Origin of the sequence: Bradyrhizobium sp., from assembly GCF_035935975.1 — a bacterium.
Classification (GTDB): domain Bacteria; phylum Pseudomonadota; class Alphaproteobacteria; order Rhizobiales; family Xanthobacteraceae; genus Bradyrhizobium.
Window position 1 is genome coordinate 173,852 of record NZ_DASYWN010000041.1, and the last position, 17,458, is coordinate 191,309.

The window sequence follows — 17,458 nt, forward strand, 5'->3', positions numbered from 1 at the left end:
CACCGTCCGCCGCCTCTTATCCGTCAATAGAACAGTGCTCGGCCGCGCGGCACCAGCTGGAGCAGGATGTCAAAGTCACCAACGTTCGTCGTCAGCACGACGAGGCTGAGCTTCCGCGCCTGAAGGAACAGTAAGACCGGCTAGCCACGCGGCATGATGCTGCCGTCGCAGTTTCGTGCGCAATGACGGCGATGCCGCCGTACAAACGCGATCGTGATTGGAGCGAGCAATTTGAGATATTCGCTCTTAGCGTGCCGCGAGATATGCTCTCCTGAATTGGACATATCGCTGCCCCGGCCAATCAGCCGCTCCAATACGAGCGCTCTGATGATGGGTTTGAACGAGGCGCTGCTGCTAATGGCCAATCGGGGGCGGAACGTCGCGGATTTGCCTGGCGCCAATGCGTTACCGTCGCTGGGGCAAAGAACCGGGGACGAATGTCGGAGGGAATCCAGGAATGAACGACGCCGCGAATTCTTCCTACACAAAAGATTTCAAGAAATACTCCGTTTGGGCTGCCGAAGTCGCCGCAATCTGGGTGCCGGGTGCGGGAATTGTCGCAAAGCTGATAGAGAAGGCTCCCCTTGAGGACGTTGAGATATGGCTGCGCAGCCGAGCACCTGGCGGCCATGTCGACGTTACAGAACCCGTTGCCATGGCCACGGATGCGGTGGTGGGCAGCGGGGATCCTGCGCCGGAAGCACTCTCTCCGCAGCCGCCGCCCGCACACGCAACCCTTGAGGTTGACGACCTGCTCCGCCAGTACGTCGAAGTGCGAGAATCAGAACCATTCCGGGCCGCTCTGGGCAGTGCCCTCGACGCGTCGATCGCCAGGCTTGAACACTTTATGCAGGAGACCACGTGCTTTGAGGGCGGCCTCGGCAACCCCGGAAACGGTCTCTGGCCGGCCTTTGCGCTGGAGTGGAAGCTCAGGCGGAGCTTGAGCAATAAGCTCGGTGCTTCGGCTATCGTGAGCGACCACCCGGCCGTGCGCAGCCTTGTCGAGGCGGACCTCGCTGCCGGCCTGATCGACGCAATGATGGGACCTTTGGCCGGGACCCCAAAGCAGCCCTACACGGTCGAGCGGCTGGTGCGTATATTCGCGGCCAGCCCGGCCTACCGATGGCCGAGGGCTGAAGGGCTGCGCCCCGGCTATGTGATGGCCAACGTGACATCACCTCTTTCGCTCAGCGTTTTGGACCTTAAGAGCAATGCAGGAAGATCCGCTTTGGCAAGGGTAACTACGCCCCCAATGATGGACGTCGCGGTGCTGGAGCAAGACGCGGACGTCCTCATCTCCCGGCTCGGCGGCTTGAGTGTCTGCGGTCGCGACGAGCTGACGCGCGCGTGGCTGCGTAGCTGTGTCGCTAGCGAAATGTCAGAGCGGCAGCGCAAAGCGAGCGGAATGGCGCCTAATCCCCTTCTGAGTCGCCTTCAACACCCGCTGATTCACATCGACGACAAGGACCTATTGGAAGAAATCCGAGATGATGTCGAAGCGACTCTCGGCGCCCCCGAGCCTACGCTGCAATTTCTCGCGGAGGACAGCGTCTACACTGAACTCGACGCAATCACGCAGGCCTTTGCGACCAACGACGCGGGCGGCTTTGACAAAGCGGTTACGTCCATCAACACCTCGCCACTCGTTGCCTCTCAGGCCGCCATAAAGGAGCGCGTTGGGCGCGTCGTTGGGCGACTGAGGCAGGCGCGCGGGTGGGCTTGAACTTTTCGGACTGACAATATCCAGGCGGTGTCCACCTCGAAAACTGCCGTCGCTTGAACCGTCGGATGCGCATGGCTCTTGAATTCAAAGACGAATTTGATCGCTGCAGAAACTCTCCGCTTGCAGCGACCATGAATATTGATGGTCCAGTTTTCTCGAATCCACTGGCAACGTCGCACCTCCGATGTAGCCGAAGACGACCGTCAGCCGCGCGAGGGATTGACCGCGATTTCGCGTCAAGCGATCGCAGCTCGGCTTCCGACCGGATTGCCGCAAGCGGCGGCGGCGACTTGCCGCGCGTCAGTCGCGCGATACGGACAGCCCGGCGAGAAGCGAAGCGTACGCGGCGAGCCTGCGGGATACGAACTCCGTGAAGAGCCGCACGCGCTTCGTCTTGCGTGTCTCTCCCTGTGTGAGAAGCCAGAGCGTTCCGTACATGTGCAGGTCGGTGCCCGGCACCCTCACCAGCAGGGGGTCGGCATCTCCGACGAAGCACGGCAGTGTCGTCATCCCGAGCCCCTGGCGTACCGCAACAATCTGCGCCTCAGCGTCGGTGACCCTGAACAGGCCCCCCGTGGCGCGAACCTCACCCTCGCGGACCCAGTCCGGGAGCCCATGAATGCTTATGACGATCCACCGGATGGGATCAGGCTCGCCCGCGCGCCACGCGGCCAGTCGGTCGCGGGATATGTAGACGGCTCCGAACAGCTCCGGTCCCTTCAGGCCATGAAGATTGTGCGGCAGGGTTTTGCGGTCGTAGACGACGCGGATCGCGACGTCGGCCTCTCGGTTGGTCAGATTTGCCAGCTCGCCGGACGACAGGATTTCCATCTCGATGTCCGGATGCAGATGCGCGAAATCGGCGAAATCTGGCATGAGCAGGTGTGTCGCGAGGGTCGGCGCCAGCGTCACCCGCAGAAGCCCGCGCACGCTCTGGTCGCGGCCGAAAACGCGCGTCTCCAGCTGGTGCGACGACGCTTCCATCTGCTCCGCGAGCTCGAGCACCTCCTCGCCCGCAACCGTCAGGCGGTAGCCCGAAGGCAGCTTCTCGAACATCTGCGCCCCGAGCCGTTCCTCGAGCTGGGCGACGCGTCGCAGCACGGTCGAGTGGTTCACCCCGAGGCGCTCGGCGGCGGCCCGCACCGAGCCTCCGCGCGCGACGGCAAGAAAGTAGCGAACGTCATCCCAGTCGATCATGGTGCAATCCGGCACCGCCGGGGTGCGCCTTCCAAAGCCCGCATCTAACACATCGAACGGCAATACGGGCAGTCATCATAGCCTATGTCGACGAGCGCGCCCCAATTACGAACGGCGGGCACCGATCGTCGCGGCCGGCGCCAGCCATCCAGCCGGATCGATTTCGCACCACCGATGTGCGCGCTTCCGCACTCAACGCCTGACGCCGGCGGACTTATGTCGAGGTCCTCGGGGCCCTCCCCGAACGACCAAAGACGGAATCCAGGAGAAGTTATGGGAAAGCTAGACGGTAAGGTTGCAGTCATCACGGGCGGATCGAGCGGCATGGCGCTGGCGAGCGCCAGGCGGTTCGTCGAAGAAGGCGCCTATGTCTTCATCACGGGCCGGAGGCAGGAGGCGCTCGACGAGGCCATCAAGCTGATTGGGCGGAACGTGACCGGCGTGCGCGGCGACGCGGCCAATCTCGACGACCTCGACCGTCTGTTGGACACGGTCAAGCGGGACAAGGGCAGGATCGACGTCCTGTACGCGAGCGCCGGCACAGGCGAAGCCGTCCCACTGGGCGAGATTACCGAGCAGCATTTCGATGCGACCTTCGACCTGAATACGCGCGGCACGCTGTTTGCGGTTCAGAAGGCGTTGCCGCTGTTCAGCGATGGCGGATCGATCTTCATGACCGGGTCTGTTGCGTCGGTGAAAGGTTTTCCTGGTTACGGCGTGTATGCGGCGAGCAAGGCGGCGTTGCGCTCATTCGCACGCACCTGGCTCAACGAACTGAAGGGCAGGAATATCCGGGTGAACGTGCTGAGCCCGGGGCCGATCGCCACACCGATGCAGGACCAGGTTCTCACCGAAGAGGCGAAGCGGATGTTCGAATCCCTGATCCCACGGGGAAAGATGGGGCAGCCTGAGGAAATTGCGGCGGTCGCGCTGTTTCTCGCTTCAGACGATTCGAGCTTCGTGAATGGGGTGGAGTTGTCTGTCGACGGCGGCTTCTCGGCCATCTGAAAAACCGGACAGTCAACATCAAACACGGATCGGAGAAGTAATCATGAGCTATGCGATTGTAGGATTCGGAAAGATAGGACAGGCCCTCGCCCACGCCTTCGCCCGTAAAAACATCAACGTGACCGTCGCGAGCCGCCGGCCGCCAGAGGCGTTGGCGCCGCAGGCTCGGGCGATTGGACCCACGGTCGTCGCCAAGTCGCTGCGGGATGCACTCGAGGCCGACACAATCATCCTGGCGGTCCCGTTCGGGGAGCATCGCGAGGTCGCGAAGGCCCTGCCGAGCTGGAAAGGCAAGACGGTCATCGACACGATGAACGCGTTTCCAGTCCCTGAAGAGCTGGACGGTCTGCCGTCCTCCGCCTACGTCGCGAAGGCCTTCACCGGCGCCAAGCTCGTGAAAGGCTTCAATCACCTGGTCGCGGCCAAACTGGCTGCCGATCCGATCGTCGAGGGCGGCCACCGGGTCGTCTTTCTGTCTGGTGACGACGAGGACGCGACCGCTCCCGTGGCGGCCTTGGCCAGACAGCTCGGGTTCGCACCCGTCAAGCTGGGAAAGCTCAACGAGGGTGGCGCGCTGGTGCACGCACGCGGCCGCGTCTGGGGTCCGCTCATCTTCCAGGATTTGTTCAGGAAGGAGCAGTAGTCGATCTACGTCCGTGTGATTTGGCCGGTGGAGCGAGTTGCCCGCATGAGCACAGCGATATGCGGGACACCACACGACGTGCTGATCGGAAGCACCCGGATGTCGCTGCGCTCCATCCGGGCTATGCTTGCCGATCCGCCCTTGCGCGAGACGATCTCAATCAAGATGCCTTGCAAGATGCCTTGGTCGGCTCGGACATTGTTATCCGGTTCTTGACGCTAGGACGCTCCTGCATCCTTGCATACCATGCCAAAAGAGCCTCGCACTCGACCGGCACCGACACACTCACGAGTCCCGCGAAGATCAAGCCGCCTATAAGGGTGATATCGGCCATCGTGAACGCCTCGCCGGCGACGAACGGCTGTTCTTTCAGAATGCCGTCAAAGTAGTGCATCCCCCTGAGTGCCTTGTCGCGCTGGCGGAATCCCCATTCGGGGTTCTGATAGATCTCGACATGAGGCCCAAGACCCGGCGTGGCGTGGTGGAAATAGACACTGATGGCATCGAGTACTTCCAGTTCGGCGCGCTTGCTCATCATGTGAATCACGCCCTTTTCGCGCGGGGTCCGGCCGGTCAGCGTCGGCGCGCCATCAAGCGCATCAAGGTACTCGGTAATTGCCGTGCACTCGCCAATGAAGGTCCCGTCGTCAAGTTCGAGCACCGGCAGGGTGCCGGAGTAGTTCTTGGCGAGGAATTCGGGCTTCTTGTGCTCGCCCTTGTAGAGATCGACCAATACGAACTGCACGTGCGACGGCAGGTTCTTTTCGGCCAAGGCGATGCGAACGCGGGCCGGATATGGACCTGTTGGCCAATCGTAAATCTTCATCACGACACCTATTTTATCTACCTGCCACTTGGTAGTCCCGATATGAAGACTTCCAATTCGGCTGGTCAAGCCCTACCTGTCACTTGGTAGATAACGAAGCAGTGAGGCGGCGAAGTGAGTTCAAGCGCTCGGGAGGCCATCTTGGCGGCAGCAAAGCGGACCGCGCAGGCGCACGGCTATAGCGGCCTGAATTTCCGCGATCTCGCGGACGAAGTCGGGATCAAGGCCGCCAGCATCTACCACCATTTCCCAAGCAAGGCCGATCTCGGCGTGGCCGTCGCACGGCGCTACTGGGAGGACACCGCCGCCCAACTCGAGGCGATGCTGGCAGAAACCGCCGATCCTGTCCGCTGCCTGCGTCGATATCCCGATGTGTTTCGCAAAGCACTCGAGAGCGACAATCGCATGTGCCTCTGCAGCTTCATGTCCGCGGAAGTCGAGGACCTGCCGGGCGCAGTAAAGAAGGAGGTCCAGACATTTGCCGACGTCAACGTGGCGTGGCTGAGCAAGCTGTTGGTGGCTGCGGGCCTGGTCAGTTCGAGAAAGAGCGAACAGCGGGCCCGCGCCATTTTCGCCGCCATCGCCGGCGCGCAGCTCATCGCCAGAAGCCGCTCCGATATTTCGCTTTACGACTCGACGATCGACGACTATCGCGCCGCGGGTCTTCTGCCAGCATAGATGGTCCTAACATCAGACCGCAGCGAGGCGGCGAGGCCCTACTCCCACTCAATCGTCCCCGGCGGCTTGCTGGTCACGTCGTACACCACCCGGTTCACGCCCTTCACCTCGTTAATGATGCGCGTGGCGGTCTCGCCCAGAAACTTCATGTCGAACTGGTAGAAGTCCGCGGTCATGCCGTCGGTTGAGGTGACGGCGCGCAGGCCGACGACGTAGTCGTAGGTGCGGCCGTCGCCCATGACGCCGACTGTCTTCACCGGAATTGCGGCGACAGTGCATTCTACTCGCAAGCCTTCTTTGGCGAGCGATAGTTAAGTGCACTGTCGCCACAATCCCTAGCTGCGAACGCTTATTGCTTGAAACAGTGTTCGCGGTGCCACTGCAAGAAATGTGGATGAGGCCGGTCCGACGGTCTTCTTGGCTCAAGCGCACGACCGGTCTTGTTGATGACCGATCGAACTCCGTCCAGATCGTTTGTCTGGCGCGAGATCAGTATTTCCAGATCGTCGGCCAAGCTGATCAAACCACGATCAAACATCCAATGAGCGGTACCAGACAGAGCGATCCCATTGCTCACGACGTCTGGTCCATTTGCCTCCACAGGCCGAATGTGCGCCGCCGCAACTTCTGCGCGTCCCATCCCATTGATGAGCTTCAGCCCGGTAATGGCACAGCGTTCGTCGTAGGCGCGCAGTACGATCCGGCGAAAAACGCGATCGCGCAAAACTCTAGACACCGTAAGACTGACGCGATCTCGTTGCTGCTCAAGTATAAACGGCGCCTGCTCTCTTTCATCGAGTTGAGACAACCGAACATCGGCGTCAACCCGGGGCAGCAACGGCGCGCCTTCCGCGAAGCCAAGCTCGAATATTCGATTGAAGTCGTCGGATGAGATCGGGCGGACTGCTGACTGAGCACGTCCCGAAATTCGCCCCTGCTCATTCAGGACGCCACGCTCTACAAGGCCAGTCGATCCGTTGAAAGGAACTGGATTGGCGAAATCGAGATAACTTCCGGGCTCGATCAGAGCGAGATACATATTCGGAGTACCGGGGTCAGGAATAACCTGCTGAACCCGGGCAATCGCAAAGTAGCCCCGCGTCTCGACGACCTTGCTCGGTTCGTAATAGACAATCCAATCGCCGATGCAGGCTTGGACACGACGAAGATACTGGCTGGGAAACTGATATCGTTCAGCCGGGCTGTCATCGTAGATCGAGTCCGATCGATGGACGAATACCCCAAATCCCATGATCTACGCCGCGTCGCCTCTCCGGGACATAACGACCTAACTCAGCAATATTGAACCTGGAGAGAAATCCCTACTCCCACTCGATCGTCCCCGGCGGCTTGCTCGTCACATCATACACCACCCGGTTCACGCCCTTCACCTCGTTGATGATGCGCGTGGCGGTCTCGCCCAGAAACTTCATGTCGAACTGGTAGAAGTCCGCGGTCATGCCGTCGGTTGAGGTGACGGCGCGCAGGCCCACGACGTAGTCATAGGTGCGGCCGTCGCCCATGACGCCGACTGTCTTGACCGGGAGCAGCACCGCAAAGGCCTGCCAGATGTCGTCGTAGAGGCCGTGCTTGCGGATCTGGTCGATGTAGACGGCGTCGGCCTTGCGCAGGATGTCGAGCTTGTCGCGGGTGATGTCGCCGGGGCAGCGGATGGCGAGGCCGGGGCCCGGGAACGGGTGGCGGCCGACGAAGATTTCGGGGAGGCCGAGCTCGTAGCCGAGCTTGCGCACCTCGTCCTTGAACAGCTCGCGCAAGGGCTCGACGAGCTTCATGTTCATGCGTTCGGGGAGACCGCCGACATTGTGGTGCGACTTGATCGTCACCGAGGGGCCGCCGGTGAAGGAGACGCTCTCGATCACGTCGGGGTAAAGCGTGCCCTGCGCGAGGAAGTCGGCGCCGCCGAGCTTCTTGGCTTCCTGCTCGAACACCTCGATGAAGAGGCGGCCGATGGTCTTGCGCTTCACTTCCGGGTCGGTGACGCCTTCGAGCTCGCCGAGGAACTGCTTGGACGCGTCCACGTGCACGAGCGGGATGTTGTAGTGGTGGCGGAACAGGTCGACGACGGTCTTGGCCTCATCAAGACGCAGCATGCCGTGATCGACGAACACGCAGGTGAGCTGGTCGCCGATGGCCTCGTGGATCAGCACGGCCGCGACGGCTGAATCGACGCCGCCGGAGAGGCCGCAGATCACCTTGCCCTTGCCGACCTGCTGGCGGATCTTCTGGATCTCCTCCTCGCGGAAGGCGCGCATGGTCCAATCGCCGGTGAGGCCGGCGATCTTGCGCACGAAGTTGCGGATCAGTTTTGCGCCGTCTGGCGTGTGCACCACTTCGGGGTGGAACATCAGGCCGTAGTACTTGCGCTTCTCGTCCTGGATGATCGCGAACGGCGCGTTCGGCGAGGTGCCGGCGACGGAGAAGCCCGGCGGCATCTTGGTGATGCGGTCGCCATGGCTCATCCAGACCTGGTTCTTGCTGCCTGATGACCAGACGTCCTCGAACAGCTTGCTGTCGGCCTTGACCTCGACATCGGCGCGGCCGAACTCGCGATGATGGCCGCCCTCGACGGTGCCGCCGAGTTGCTCCGCCATGGTCATCTGGCCGTAGCAGATGCCCATCACGGGCACGCCGGAGGCGAAGATCAGTTGTGGCGCGCGGGGCGAGCCTTCTTCATGCACCGACTCCGGCCCGCCGGAGAGGATCACCGCTTTCGGCTTCATCTCCTTGAAGGCCTCTTCGGCCTTGTTGAACGGGACGATCTCGCAATAGACGCCGTCCTCGCGCACGCGACGCGCAATCAGCTGCGTCACCTGGCTGCCGAAGTCGACGATGAGAATCTTGTCGTGCGCCGAGGCCACGGAGGGCGTCGACGCGGAGCGGTCGTTCTGTGCTGCTGTCATGGCAAGCAGATACGCGACCCGCGACCGGCCCGCAACCGCGCACGAAGCGCGCCCACATGCTTCTTTGGGCATGGACAAATCCATATAGGTAAGTATTATTGACCTAATTGCCTCGCTCGCCAAACAGGGGCCGATCAGGGAGACCGCTCATGTCACAGCACCATCAGCCCGCAATGCTTGCCGCGCTCGGCCGGACCTGGGTCGAGGCCTGGAACGCGCGCGACCTCGAACGCGTGCTAACGCTCTACGACGAGGCCACCGTGATGACTTCGGACCGCATTCCCGTGATGGGGTTCGACGCCAGCGGGACCGTGCGCGGCAAGGACGCGCTGCGGGCGTATTGGGGCAAGGCGCTCGGGCTGCTGCCGAGGCTGCATTTCACGCTGATCGACGTGTTCGTCAGCCCGGACAGTGTGGTGGTGTTTTACGAGAACGAGCGCGGCAAGAGGATCTGCGAATATCTGCGGGTGAATGATGCGGGACTGATCGTGCAGGGATCGGCGAACCATTTGTTGCATTGAACGGTGCAGCAGCGCGCGCGTCGTGTACGGACAGTGCGCGCCTCCGCATCGTCATTGCGAGCGCAGCGAAGCAATCCAGACTGTCTCCGCGGATGCATTTCTGGATTGCTTCGCTACGCTCGCAATGACGGAGACTGTAGCGAGCGCCTGCGCTAACAGAGCACCGCCGGCTCTGAAACAGGACCTCCCCCATGAAACTCCCCACCTCCCCCTTCACCGTCACCGACTGGAGCAAGGTCGAGGCCACCACGCATCCTGGCGAGACCGGGCAGGCCCTCTGGCGCACGCTCAATATCGGCGATCTCCGGGTGCGGATGGTCGAGTATTCGCCGGGCTATCTCGCCGATCATTGGTGCGACCGCGGCCACGTGCTCTATGTGCTAAAGGGTGAACTGGACTCTGAACTTCGCGATGGGCGCAAGTTCAAGCTGACGGCGGGAATGAGCTACCAGGTCTCGGACTTTGGCGACGCCGCGCACCGGTCCTCGACAGCCACCGGAGCGACGCTTTTCATCGTCGATTGAGGGCCATCGGGCCACTTATATGCACCGCAAAATAGCAAAGTTACGCGAGGTGCCGGACTGCGGGTGGTGCCTTGAAGTGGCCCCAAATTCTCGCTATATTGTGATCATCGATACTTGGCCGAACGACTGGGCCGCTTCGCCTCGTCTAAGACAGGCGCGCACGCTTCAGATGATTTCTCCAAAACATCGACTCATCAGGGCTATGGGCGCAAGGCTGCGTACCGGTCCGCGTGCGTACCGTCTCTAACTAACTAAAGGAAATTTCCCATGGCTATGGGCACCGTGAAGTGGTTCAACACCCAAAAGGGTTATGGTTTCATCCAGCCGGATGACGGCCAGAAGGACGTGTTCGTCCACATCAGCGCCGTCGAGCGCGCTGGCCTCTCCTCCCTCAACGAGGGTCAGAAGGTCTCGTTCGACATCGTTGCTGACCGTCGCAGCGGCAAGTCGTCGGCTGACAATCTCCGCGTCGGCTAATCGCCAGCGCACCTGCGTTCTGACCACGGACGTACCGGCAGAACGCTAGACTTAGAAGGCCCCGCGACCGGGATCGGTCGCGGGGCTTTTGCTTTTTGGGCAGTCTCTCTACCGTCGTCATTCCGGGGCTCGCGAAGCGAGAACCCGGAATCCATCGAGCCGCAGAGGCCGCCGCGCCATGGATTCCGGGCTCGCCCTGCGGGCGCCCCGGAATGACAACGTTGATCAGCTACGATTTCCGCAATACCGAGACGAAGAAGCCGTCCGTCCCCGTGCGCCGCGGCGTCATCAGCCAGCCTTCGGCCGACTGCAGCGCGGCTTGCGCAAAATCGTCCGCCTTGTCCCAGAGCACGCTCGCGGTCTGCTCGGGCGGCACGACCTTGAATTCGGGGTGGCGGGCCGTGAACGCCCTCACCTGCTCGCCGTTCTCTTCCGACAGCACCGAGCAGGTGATGTAGGCGATGCGGCCGCCTGATTTCACCAGGGGAACCGCACGGTCCAGCACCTCGGCCTGGTCGCGCAGGCGGATCTCGAGCGCGCCGGGGCGCATGCGCCATTTGGCATCGGGGTTGCGGCGCCAGGTTCCGGTTCCCGAGCAGGGGGCATCGATCACGACGAGATCGGCGGTGCCGCTGATGTCGGCGAGCGGATCGGCCTCGCCCTTGGGCGTGCGGACATCGGCATTGTGGACGCCGGCGCGCGACAGGCGCTCGTGGATCGGCGCAAGCTGGCGCTTGTCGCGGTCGGTCGCGATCAGGCGGCCCTTGCCCTGCATCAGGGCGGCGAGCGCCAGCGTCTTGCCGCCGGCGCCGGCGCAGAGATCGATCACCTGCTCGCCGGGTTTTGCCGCGGTGAACTGGGCCGCAAGCTGCGATCCTTCATCCTGAACTTCAACGCCGCCCTTGATGAAATCCTCCTCCGCCTGGATGCCCGGGTTGCGCGCATCGGCCGAAAGCTCGATGCGGAGGCCAGTTGCGGACCACGGCGTCGGTTTCGCATGAAGATGAGCAAGCGCCTTCAGCACCTTGTCGCGATTGGACTTTAGCGTGTTGACGCGCAAATCCAGCGGCGCGCGGCTCGCCATCGCGGCGGCCTCGGCGGCGCGGTCCTCGCCGAACATTTTTGCCAGATGCGGATCGAGCCATTCGGGATAGTCGCCCGCGATCGCAGCCGGCGCGTCCTTCAGGGAACGCGAGGACAGCGCCGCCTGCTCGGCCTCCGTCAGCGGCGCCGGTGCAAACCGGCTGCCGTCGAACAAGGCGGCCATGGTCGCCGTATCCATGTTGCGCTCGAGGCGGAGCATGCCGATCAGCCGCGCCCGCGCGGTGTCGGAATCCATCAGGAAGGCGCTCGAGGCATAGCGGCGCAGCACGTCCCAGACGAGGCCGGCGATCGCGGCGCGGTCGCCGGAGCCGGCGAAGCGATGCGCAGTGCCCCACTCCTTCAGCGCCTTGGCCGCAGGCACGCGGTCCTTCTCGATGGTGTCGATGAGTTCGATGGCTGCGGACAGCCGGGCAGCGGGAGTCATTTGAATCTTTCAGGTAAGGTCCGACGGCTAACCGTCAGATCAGCAAGAGCATCTTCAGCGCGAAGTAGATCCACATCGCGAGCAGCACCAGCACGCTGGCGAGCCAGATCGTGGAGCGGCGGCCGAGATCGTTCGAGGAGACGAACACGCCGGCATGGGCAAAACGCGTCACCACGAACACCCAGGACATCAGCACGATGAAGAGATCGGCATGGCGCAAGGGCAGCGCCAGCGCGATCAGGGCGTAGAACAGCACCGGCAGCTCGAACTGGTTGCGGTAGCAATTGGCGATTTGGGTAGCGCCCTTGGGCCAGTTCGGTTCGCCCAGCGCAATGTCGCGGATCTTGGTCTCGCCCGAGACCAGCGCCTTCCGGCGTCCGAGCACCATGCCGAGCAGAAGCGCGAAGGTAAGGCCGACCTGCACGAAGACGGGCAGCAGGACCATTTGGATGGACATCGGAACTTTCCCGTAAGGCGGATAGCCGCGGACCGTCATTAGCCGCGACTGCTGCCGCTGACAATCAACGAGTTGAACCGGCGTTCCAGATCTTGCGACCAACGGGCGATCGTTAAAGCGATTTTGGCCCCGTCGGGCCGCAAGACGAGCCAGCGCCAAGGCGACCAGCGCCATGAACACCCTGTCCAGCTTCTTATCCGCCGACGGCCAGCTCGGCATCCTGATGTCGGCGCTGTCAGGCATCGCAGCCGCGCTCGCCGTCGCGCTGGCGATGACGGTTTACTTCCGCCTGAACTACCGGACGATCTATTTCACTTGGCGCGACGTCGTCAGGCACGGGCTGGCCGCGCTCGCCGCCGTCGCCCTGCTCGGCTTTGCCGCCTACGACATGCGACACGCCGCGCTCGGCAATGAAGATGCCGGCAAGGCTGCTGGAGCGTTTGCGGTGCCCGTATGGCCGGAAGGAGATCGTGACGGCAAATCGGTCGGACGGATCTGCTTTGACGGTGGATAGGCGTTGCTGACGCGCGACATCCGTCGCGTGCTTTAAACTTTGTTTCATCACAGGTTTTGCGCGCGTGTCATCGTTCCGACGTTTGCGCGAATGATAATTCGCCCATGTCCGAATTTCGCCTCACGCAGATTTCCGACACGCATCTCGGCCGGCGCTTTCCCGGCCTGATCGCAAACTTCCACCGCGTCAGCGAGCACATCGACGCGAACAGGCCCGATCTCGTCATCAACACCGGCGACGTCTCCTTCGACGGGCCGACCAGCCGCGACGACATGGAATTCGCCAAGGGCCTGCACAGCGCCCTGCCCGTCGACTGCCGCTACATTCCCGGCAATCACGACATCGGCGACAATCCGACCGCGATCGGGCCGGCGCCGAAGCCGCCGGTCGAGGAAGTCCACCGCCGGCAATTCTGCGACATCATCGGCGAGGATCATTGGTCATTCGAAGCCGCCGGTTGGCGCTTCATCGGCCTCAACACGTTGGTGATGAATTCAGCCCTCGCCTTCGAGGCCGAGCAGTTCGACTGGCTGGCCTCGGAAGTCGCGCGCGTGAACGGCAAGCCAGTCGCGCTGTTCCTGCACAAGCCGCTGTTCCTCAACCTGCCCGACGATCCCGAACTGCATGGGACCTCGATCCGCTACGTGCCGCAGCCGGCGCGCGCGCGGCTGATCGAGATGTTCGTGCATGTCGATCTCCGCCTCATCGCCAGCGGTCACGTGCATCAGCGGCGCGACTTCACGTTCCGCCACACGCGCCACATCTGGGCGCCCTCGGCCGGCTTCAGGATCAACGACCAGCGGCAGGACCGGATCGCGATCAAGGAAACGGGCCTCGTCGAGTACCGCTTCCAGGCTGACAGCTTTGAGGTCCGCCACCTCAGGGCGGCCGGCCAGATCGATGTCGACATCGAGGAACTGTTCGCCCAGATGGGCGGCGAGCACTAGCCCAATTGGCGGGCAATTACCTCTACTAAAATACCTAATTACATCGAATTCGATCGGGGAATGGCTAAAATGGCCTAATGACAACGTTGTCATTACGACATATCGTTCGTTTGGCGGTCGAGGGCCGCTGAGGGAGCGACGATGCAGTTCTTGTCCCCAAGGGATAGCCAACGGGATAGCCAACGCCTTTCGAGCACGACACGGGGCATTCCCCTGGTCGATGGCCTGGCCCTTGAGGACATTGGCAACCAGCGCTGGTCGCCTTCGCAGGGCGATCTCGCTTTGCCCGCCCTCACCCTCGATGAAACCTCCTTCGCGGCTAACCGCGACCTCTTCCTCGCCTGGTGTGCGAGCGCCGGCGTCAGCGTCGCGCCTCACGCCAAGACGCCGATGTCGCCGGAGCTCGCCCGCTCGCTGCGGGCAAACGGCGCGTGGGGCACGACGGTCGCGAACATCCAGCAGGCCGCCGTGCTGCTCGCGAGCGGCGAACGGCGCCTGCTGCTGGCCAATGAGATCGGCGGGCGTGCAGCGGGCCGTCGGCTCGGCGCGCTACTCAGCGCCTATCCCGACGTCGAACTTCACGCCTTCGCGGATTCACCGGCCGCCGTCGCAGCGCTCGCCGAAGCCGCGCGGATCGCGGACCGCAACGAATTGTCGGTGCTGGTCGAGCTCGGCACAGGCCGCGCCGGCGCGCGCGATCGCGCTGCGATCGAGGCGACGATCGCTGCCGTGCTTGCCGCCGACCGGCTCGTGCTCGGCGGCGTTGCGACCTATGAGGGCGCAGCCGCAAGCGCCGATGCCGACGCGACGATGCGCGCGATCGCGGCGCTGCTGGAGCGCACTATCGAGACCTTCGCGCTGCTGCGCGCCGCCGCCCCGCAGCGGCCATTGATCATGAGCGCCGGCGGCTCCGCCTATTTCGACATCGTCGCGCAAAGGCTCGCGCCGGTGGCCCAGGCTGACGGCAATACCAGCGTGATCCTGCGCTCGGGCGCGCTGTTCTTTGCCGATCACGGCGTCTATGCGCGCGCATTCGCGGAACTGGACCGGCGCGGCGGCCTCCTCATCGACGGGCTGCGCCACTCCGCAGTGGAAAGTTTTCGTCCGGCGCTGACGCTCTGGGCCGAGGTGCTGTCGCGCCCCGAGGCCGGACTTGCGATCGCCGGCTTCGGCATGCGCGATGCGTCCTTCGACCAGGGCCTGCCCGTCCCCTTGCGCGTCTTCCGCGACGGTGCCGAACAGCGGGCGCTCGCAGAGACCTTATCGGTCACACGCCTCAATGACCAGCATGCGTTCCTGTCCGTCGCACCCGGCAGCGCGCTCGCGGTCGGCGACGTCATTGCGTTCGGCGTCTCGCATCCCTGCACCTGCCTCGACCGCTGGCGCGTGATCTTCGGCCTCGATGCCGACGGTGTCGTGACGCGCGCCCTCCGCACCCAGTTCGGCTGAGCGCGGCGATGAATTTCCTGCCGCTCTGGCGCTATCAGAACCAGCTCATCGACGGGGCCATCACCACGCTCGAGCTGACCGTGATCTCGGCGCTGGCCGGGCTCGTGATCGGCATTGCCGGCGCGGTCGCGCTGAACGGCCACATCAAGCCGTTGCGCTGGCTGGTGCGCGGCTACATTGAGCTGTTCCGCAATACGCCGTCACTGATCCAGATCTTCATCGTGTTTTTCGTGCTGCCGAACTTCGGGCTGAAGCTGCCGGCCTTCGAAGCCGCCGCCGTCGCGCTCTCGCTCTATTTCGGCGCCTATTCGGTCGAGATCATCCGCGCCGGCCTCGACTCCATCCCCCGCAACCAGGTCGAAGCCGGCCAGTGCCTCGGGCTGTCGGGCTGGCAGGTGTTTCGCCACATCGTGCTGCCGCCGGCGCTGCGCAACGCGTATCCGGCCGTGACCAGCCAGTTCGTGCTGCTGCTGCTCGGCACCTCGCTCGCATCGCAGGTCGCGGCCGACGAGCTGTTTCACGTCGCCGGCTTCATCGAGAGCCGCACCTATCGCAGCTTCGAGGTCTATGCGGTGATCTGCGCCGTCTATTTCGCGATGGCGATGTCGTTCAAGGCGCTGTTCGCCATCATTGGTCTGGCGGCCTTCCGCTGGCCGCGGCGGCGCTGAGGGGGAAAGCGATGCGATCCTTCTCCCTGATCGATTTCGTCTCGCTGTTCGCGGCGCTGCGCTGGACCGTCGCGCTCGTCGTGCTCGCACTCGCATTCGGCGCGCCGCTGGCGCTCGGGCTGGCGATGGGCCGCATCAGCCGCTTTGCTGGCCTGCGCTGGGCGATGGCGGCGTGCATCCAGGTGATCCAGAGCGTGCCGCTGCTTGGCCTCCTGTTCTTCTTCTATTTCGGCATGCCTGTTTTCCTCGGCATCCAGGTGCCGGCCCTCGCCGCCGTGACCGTCGCCTACACGCTCTACACCGCCGCCTTCCTCGGCGAGATCTGGCGCGGCGGGCTGGAGGCCGTGAAGCAGGCGCAATGGGAGGCCGGCGCCTGTCTCGGCCTGTCCGGCTGGCAGCAATTCCGCCACATCATCGCGCCGCAGGCGCTGCGGCTGTCGCTGCCGCCGACCGTCGGCTTCCTGGTGCAGCTCATCAAGGGCACCTCGCTCGCCTCAATCCTCGGCTTCGTCGAGCTTGCCCGCGCCGGGCAAGTGGTGAGCGCGGCGACGTTCCAGCCGCTGCTCACCTACGCGCTGGTCGCGGCGATCTATTTCGCGCTGTGCCTGCCGCTCACGCTCTGGTCCCGCTCCTTGGAGGCCCGCCTCGATGGCTCTCGTTGAAATCCGCGACGTGCACAAGACATTCGGCAAGGTCGAGGTGCTCAAGGGAGTCTCGCTCGACGTCGAGGAAGGCGAGATCGTCACGATCATCGGCCGCTCGGGCTCGGGCAAGTCGACGCTGCTCCGCTGCATCAATGCGCTGGAGAGCGTCGATTCCGGCGAGATCCGCGTCGAGGGGCAGAAGGTCCACGCCGGGATGGCCGACCTCAAGAAATTCCGTCAGCGCGTCGGCATCGTGTTCCAGGCCTTCAACCTGTTTCCCCATCTGAAGGTCGAGCGCAACATCACGCTCGCTCCGCTCCTCACCGGCCGCATCGAGAAAGCCCGGGCGCGAGCACTTGCACAGGACGTGCTCACCCGCGTCGGCCTCGCCGACAAGATCGACGCCTGGCCGGAGCAGCTCTCCGGCGGCCAGCAGCAGCGCGTCGCCATCGCGCGCTGTCTCGCCATGGCCCCGCACCTCATGCTGTTCGACGAGGTGACGTCGGCGCTCGATCCCGAGCTCGTCGGCGAAGTGTTGAAGGTGATGGAGGCGATGGCGAAGCAAGGCATGACCATGATCCTGGTCACTCACGAGATGGGCTTTGCCCGCAACGTCGCCAACCGCATCGTCTTCATGCACCAGGGCCGCGTCTGGGAACAGGGACCGCCGGCAAAACTGTTCGCCAATCCTGAAACTCCCGAGCTCGCAAGCTTCATCGCTTCCGCGAAATGA

Annotated in this window: 18 protein-coding genes and 2 pseudogenes; 13 read left to right on the forward strand and 7 right to left on the reverse strand. The window is 63.4% G+C overall.

All coding sequences use genetic code 11. The features are described 5' to 3' along the window. Positions 1–457 precede the first annotated feature (457 nt). Positions 458–1,723: a hypothetical protein gene (locus VGR99_RS23630; protein ID WP_326901812.1), complete on the forward strand. Its 1,266-nt coding sequence runs from the start codon at positions 458–460 to the stop codon at positions 1,721–1,723. Positions 1,724–2,023: 300 nt separating this feature from the next. Here VGR99_RS23630 and VGR99_RS23635 read toward each other — a convergent pair whose 3' ends face one another. Continuing rightward, complete coding sequence (locus VGR99_RS23635) at positions 2,024–2,920, reverse strand: LysR family transcriptional regulator (RefSeq protein ID WP_326901813.1); 897 nt, start codon at positions 2,918–2,920, stop codon at positions 2,024–2,026. Positions 2,921–3,193: 273 nt separating this feature from the next. On the opposite strand from VGR99_RS23635, the gene VGR99_RS23640 reads away from it, so the two are divergent. Together VGR99_RS23640 and VGR99_RS23645 are read left to right on the forward strand one after the other, a co-directional pair. Then, positions 3,194–3,928, forward strand: coding sequence for an SDR family NAD(P)-dependent oxidoreductase (locus tag VGR99_RS23640; protein ID WP_326901814.1), 735 nt, complete (start codon positions 3,194–3,196; stop codon positions 3,926–3,928). 43 nt (positions 3,929–3,971) lie between these two features. Then, the gene (locus VGR99_RS23645; RefSeq protein ID WP_326901815.1) at positions 3,972–4,571 is read left to right on the forward strand and encodes an NADPH-dependent F420 reductase; all 600 of its coding nucleotides are present in this window, start codon (positions 3,972–3,974) and stop codon (positions 4,569–4,571) included. Between the two features lie 160 nt (positions 4,572–4,731). Here the strand turns inward: VGR99_RS23645 and VGR99_RS23650 are convergent, their stop codons facing one another. Next, positions 4,732–5,397, reverse strand: coding sequence for a glutathione S-transferase (locus tag VGR99_RS23650; protein WP_326901816.1), 666 nt, complete (start codon positions 5,395–5,397; stop codon positions 4,732–4,734). Between the two features lie 114 nt (positions 5,398–5,511). Between VGR99_RS23650 and VGR99_RS23655 the strand changes: the two genes are divergently transcribed. Then, entirely contained in the window at positions 5,512–6,075 is a 564-nt protein-coding gene (locus VGR99_RS23655; RefSeq protein ID WP_326901817.1) for a TetR/AcrR family transcriptional regulator, read from the forward strand. A 38-nt stretch (positions 6,076–6,113) separates the two neighbouring features. Here the strand turns inward: VGR99_RS23655 and VGR99_RS23660 are convergent. The 3 genes and pseudogenes from VGR99_RS23660 to guaA form a co-directional block, all read right to left on the reverse strand. Next, a pseudogene (locus VGR99_RS23660) lies at positions 6,114–6,338 on the reverse strand (GMP synthase (glutamine-hydrolyzing)); the annotation flags it as partial. Between the two features lie 86 nt (positions 6,339–6,424). Then, positions 6,425–7,327, reverse strand: coding sequence for an HNH endonuclease (locus tag VGR99_RS23665; RefSeq protein WP_326901818.1), 903 nt, complete (start codon positions 7,325–7,327; stop codon positions 6,425–6,427). A gap of 70 nt (positions 7,328–7,397) precedes the next feature. Further along, entirely contained in the window at positions 7,398–8,996 is a 1,599-nt protein-coding gene (gene guaA, locus VGR99_RS23670) for a glutamine-hydrolyzing GMP synthase (RefSeq protein ID WP_326901819.1), read from the reverse strand. Positions 8,997–9,145: 149 nt separating this feature from the next. Here guaA and VGR99_RS23675 point away from each other — a divergent pair, with 149 nt between their 5' ends. The 3 genes from VGR99_RS23675 (at position 9,146) to VGR99_RS23685 (ending at position 10,518) form a co-directional block, all read left to right on the forward strand. Next, a complete protein-coding gene (locus tag VGR99_RS23675; RefSeq protein WP_326901820.1) occupies positions 9,146–9,517 on the forward strand; it encodes a nuclear transport factor 2 family protein in 372 nt (123 codons plus the stop codon). A 191-nt stretch (positions 9,518–9,708) separates the two neighbouring features. Next, positions 9,709–10,041 carry a DHCW motif cupin fold protein gene (locus tag VGR99_RS23680; RefSeq protein WP_235546915.1) on the forward strand — a complete coding sequence of 111 codons (333 nt, stop codon included), beginning with the start codon at positions 9,709–9,711 and terminating at the stop codon, positions 10,039–10,041. 267 nt (positions 10,042–10,308) lie between these two features. Then, entirely contained in the window at positions 10,309–10,518 is a 210-nt protein-coding gene (locus VGR99_RS23685) for a cold-shock protein (RefSeq protein ID WP_008141931.1), read from the forward strand. Positions 10,519–10,747: 229 nt separating this feature from the next. Here the strand turns inward: VGR99_RS23685 and VGR99_RS23690 are convergent, their stop codons facing one another. Then, positions 10,748–12,046, reverse strand: coding sequence for an RsmB/NOP family class I SAM-dependent RNA methyltransferase (locus tag VGR99_RS23690; protein ID WP_326901837.1), 1,299 nt, complete (start codon positions 12,044–12,046; stop codon positions 10,748–10,750). Positions 12,047–12,080: 34 nt separating this feature from the next. After that, complete coding sequence (locus tag VGR99_RS23695) at positions 12,081–12,503, reverse strand: MAPEG family protein (protein ID WP_326901839.1); 423 nt, start codon at positions 12,501–12,503, stop codon at positions 12,081–12,083. A gap of 172 nt (positions 12,504–12,675) precedes the next feature. Between VGR99_RS23695 and VGR99_RS23700 the strand changes: the two are divergent. The 6 genes and pseudogenes from VGR99_RS23700 to VGR99_RS23725 form a co-directional block, all read left to right on the forward strand. Beyond that, a pseudogene (locus VGR99_RS23700) lies at positions 12,676–12,909 on the forward strand (acriflavin resistance protein); the annotation flags it as partial. Positions 12,910–13,121: 212 nt separating this feature from the next. Continuing rightward, entirely contained in the window at positions 13,122–13,964 is an 843-nt protein-coding gene (locus VGR99_RS23705) for a metallophosphoesterase (RefSeq protein WP_326901841.1), read from the forward strand. Positions 13,965–14,105: 141 nt separating this feature from the next. Then, positions 14,106–15,413, forward strand: coding sequence for an alanine racemase (locus VGR99_RS23710; protein WP_414645160.1), 1,308 nt, complete (start codon positions 14,106–14,108; stop codon positions 15,411–15,413). A gap of 8 nt (positions 15,414–15,421) precedes the next feature. Further along, positions 15,422–16,081 (forward strand): amino acid ABC transporter permease, encoded by a 660-nt coding sequence (locus VGR99_RS23715; RefSeq protein WP_326901844.1) that lies wholly within the window; start codon positions 15,422–15,424, stop codon positions 16,079–16,081. A gap of 11 nt (positions 16,082–16,092) precedes the next feature. After that, entirely contained in the window at positions 16,093–16,743 is a 651-nt protein-coding gene (locus VGR99_RS23720) for an amino acid ABC transporter permease (protein WP_326901847.1), read from the forward strand. Further along, on the forward strand, positions 16,730–17,458 hold the full coding sequence (locus tag VGR99_RS23725) for an amino acid ABC transporter ATP-binding protein (RefSeq protein WP_326901848.1): 729 nt from the start codon (positions 16,730–16,732) through the stop codon (positions 17,456–17,458). The genes VGR99_RS23720 and VGR99_RS23725 overlap by 14 nt, the downstream gene beginning before the upstream one ends.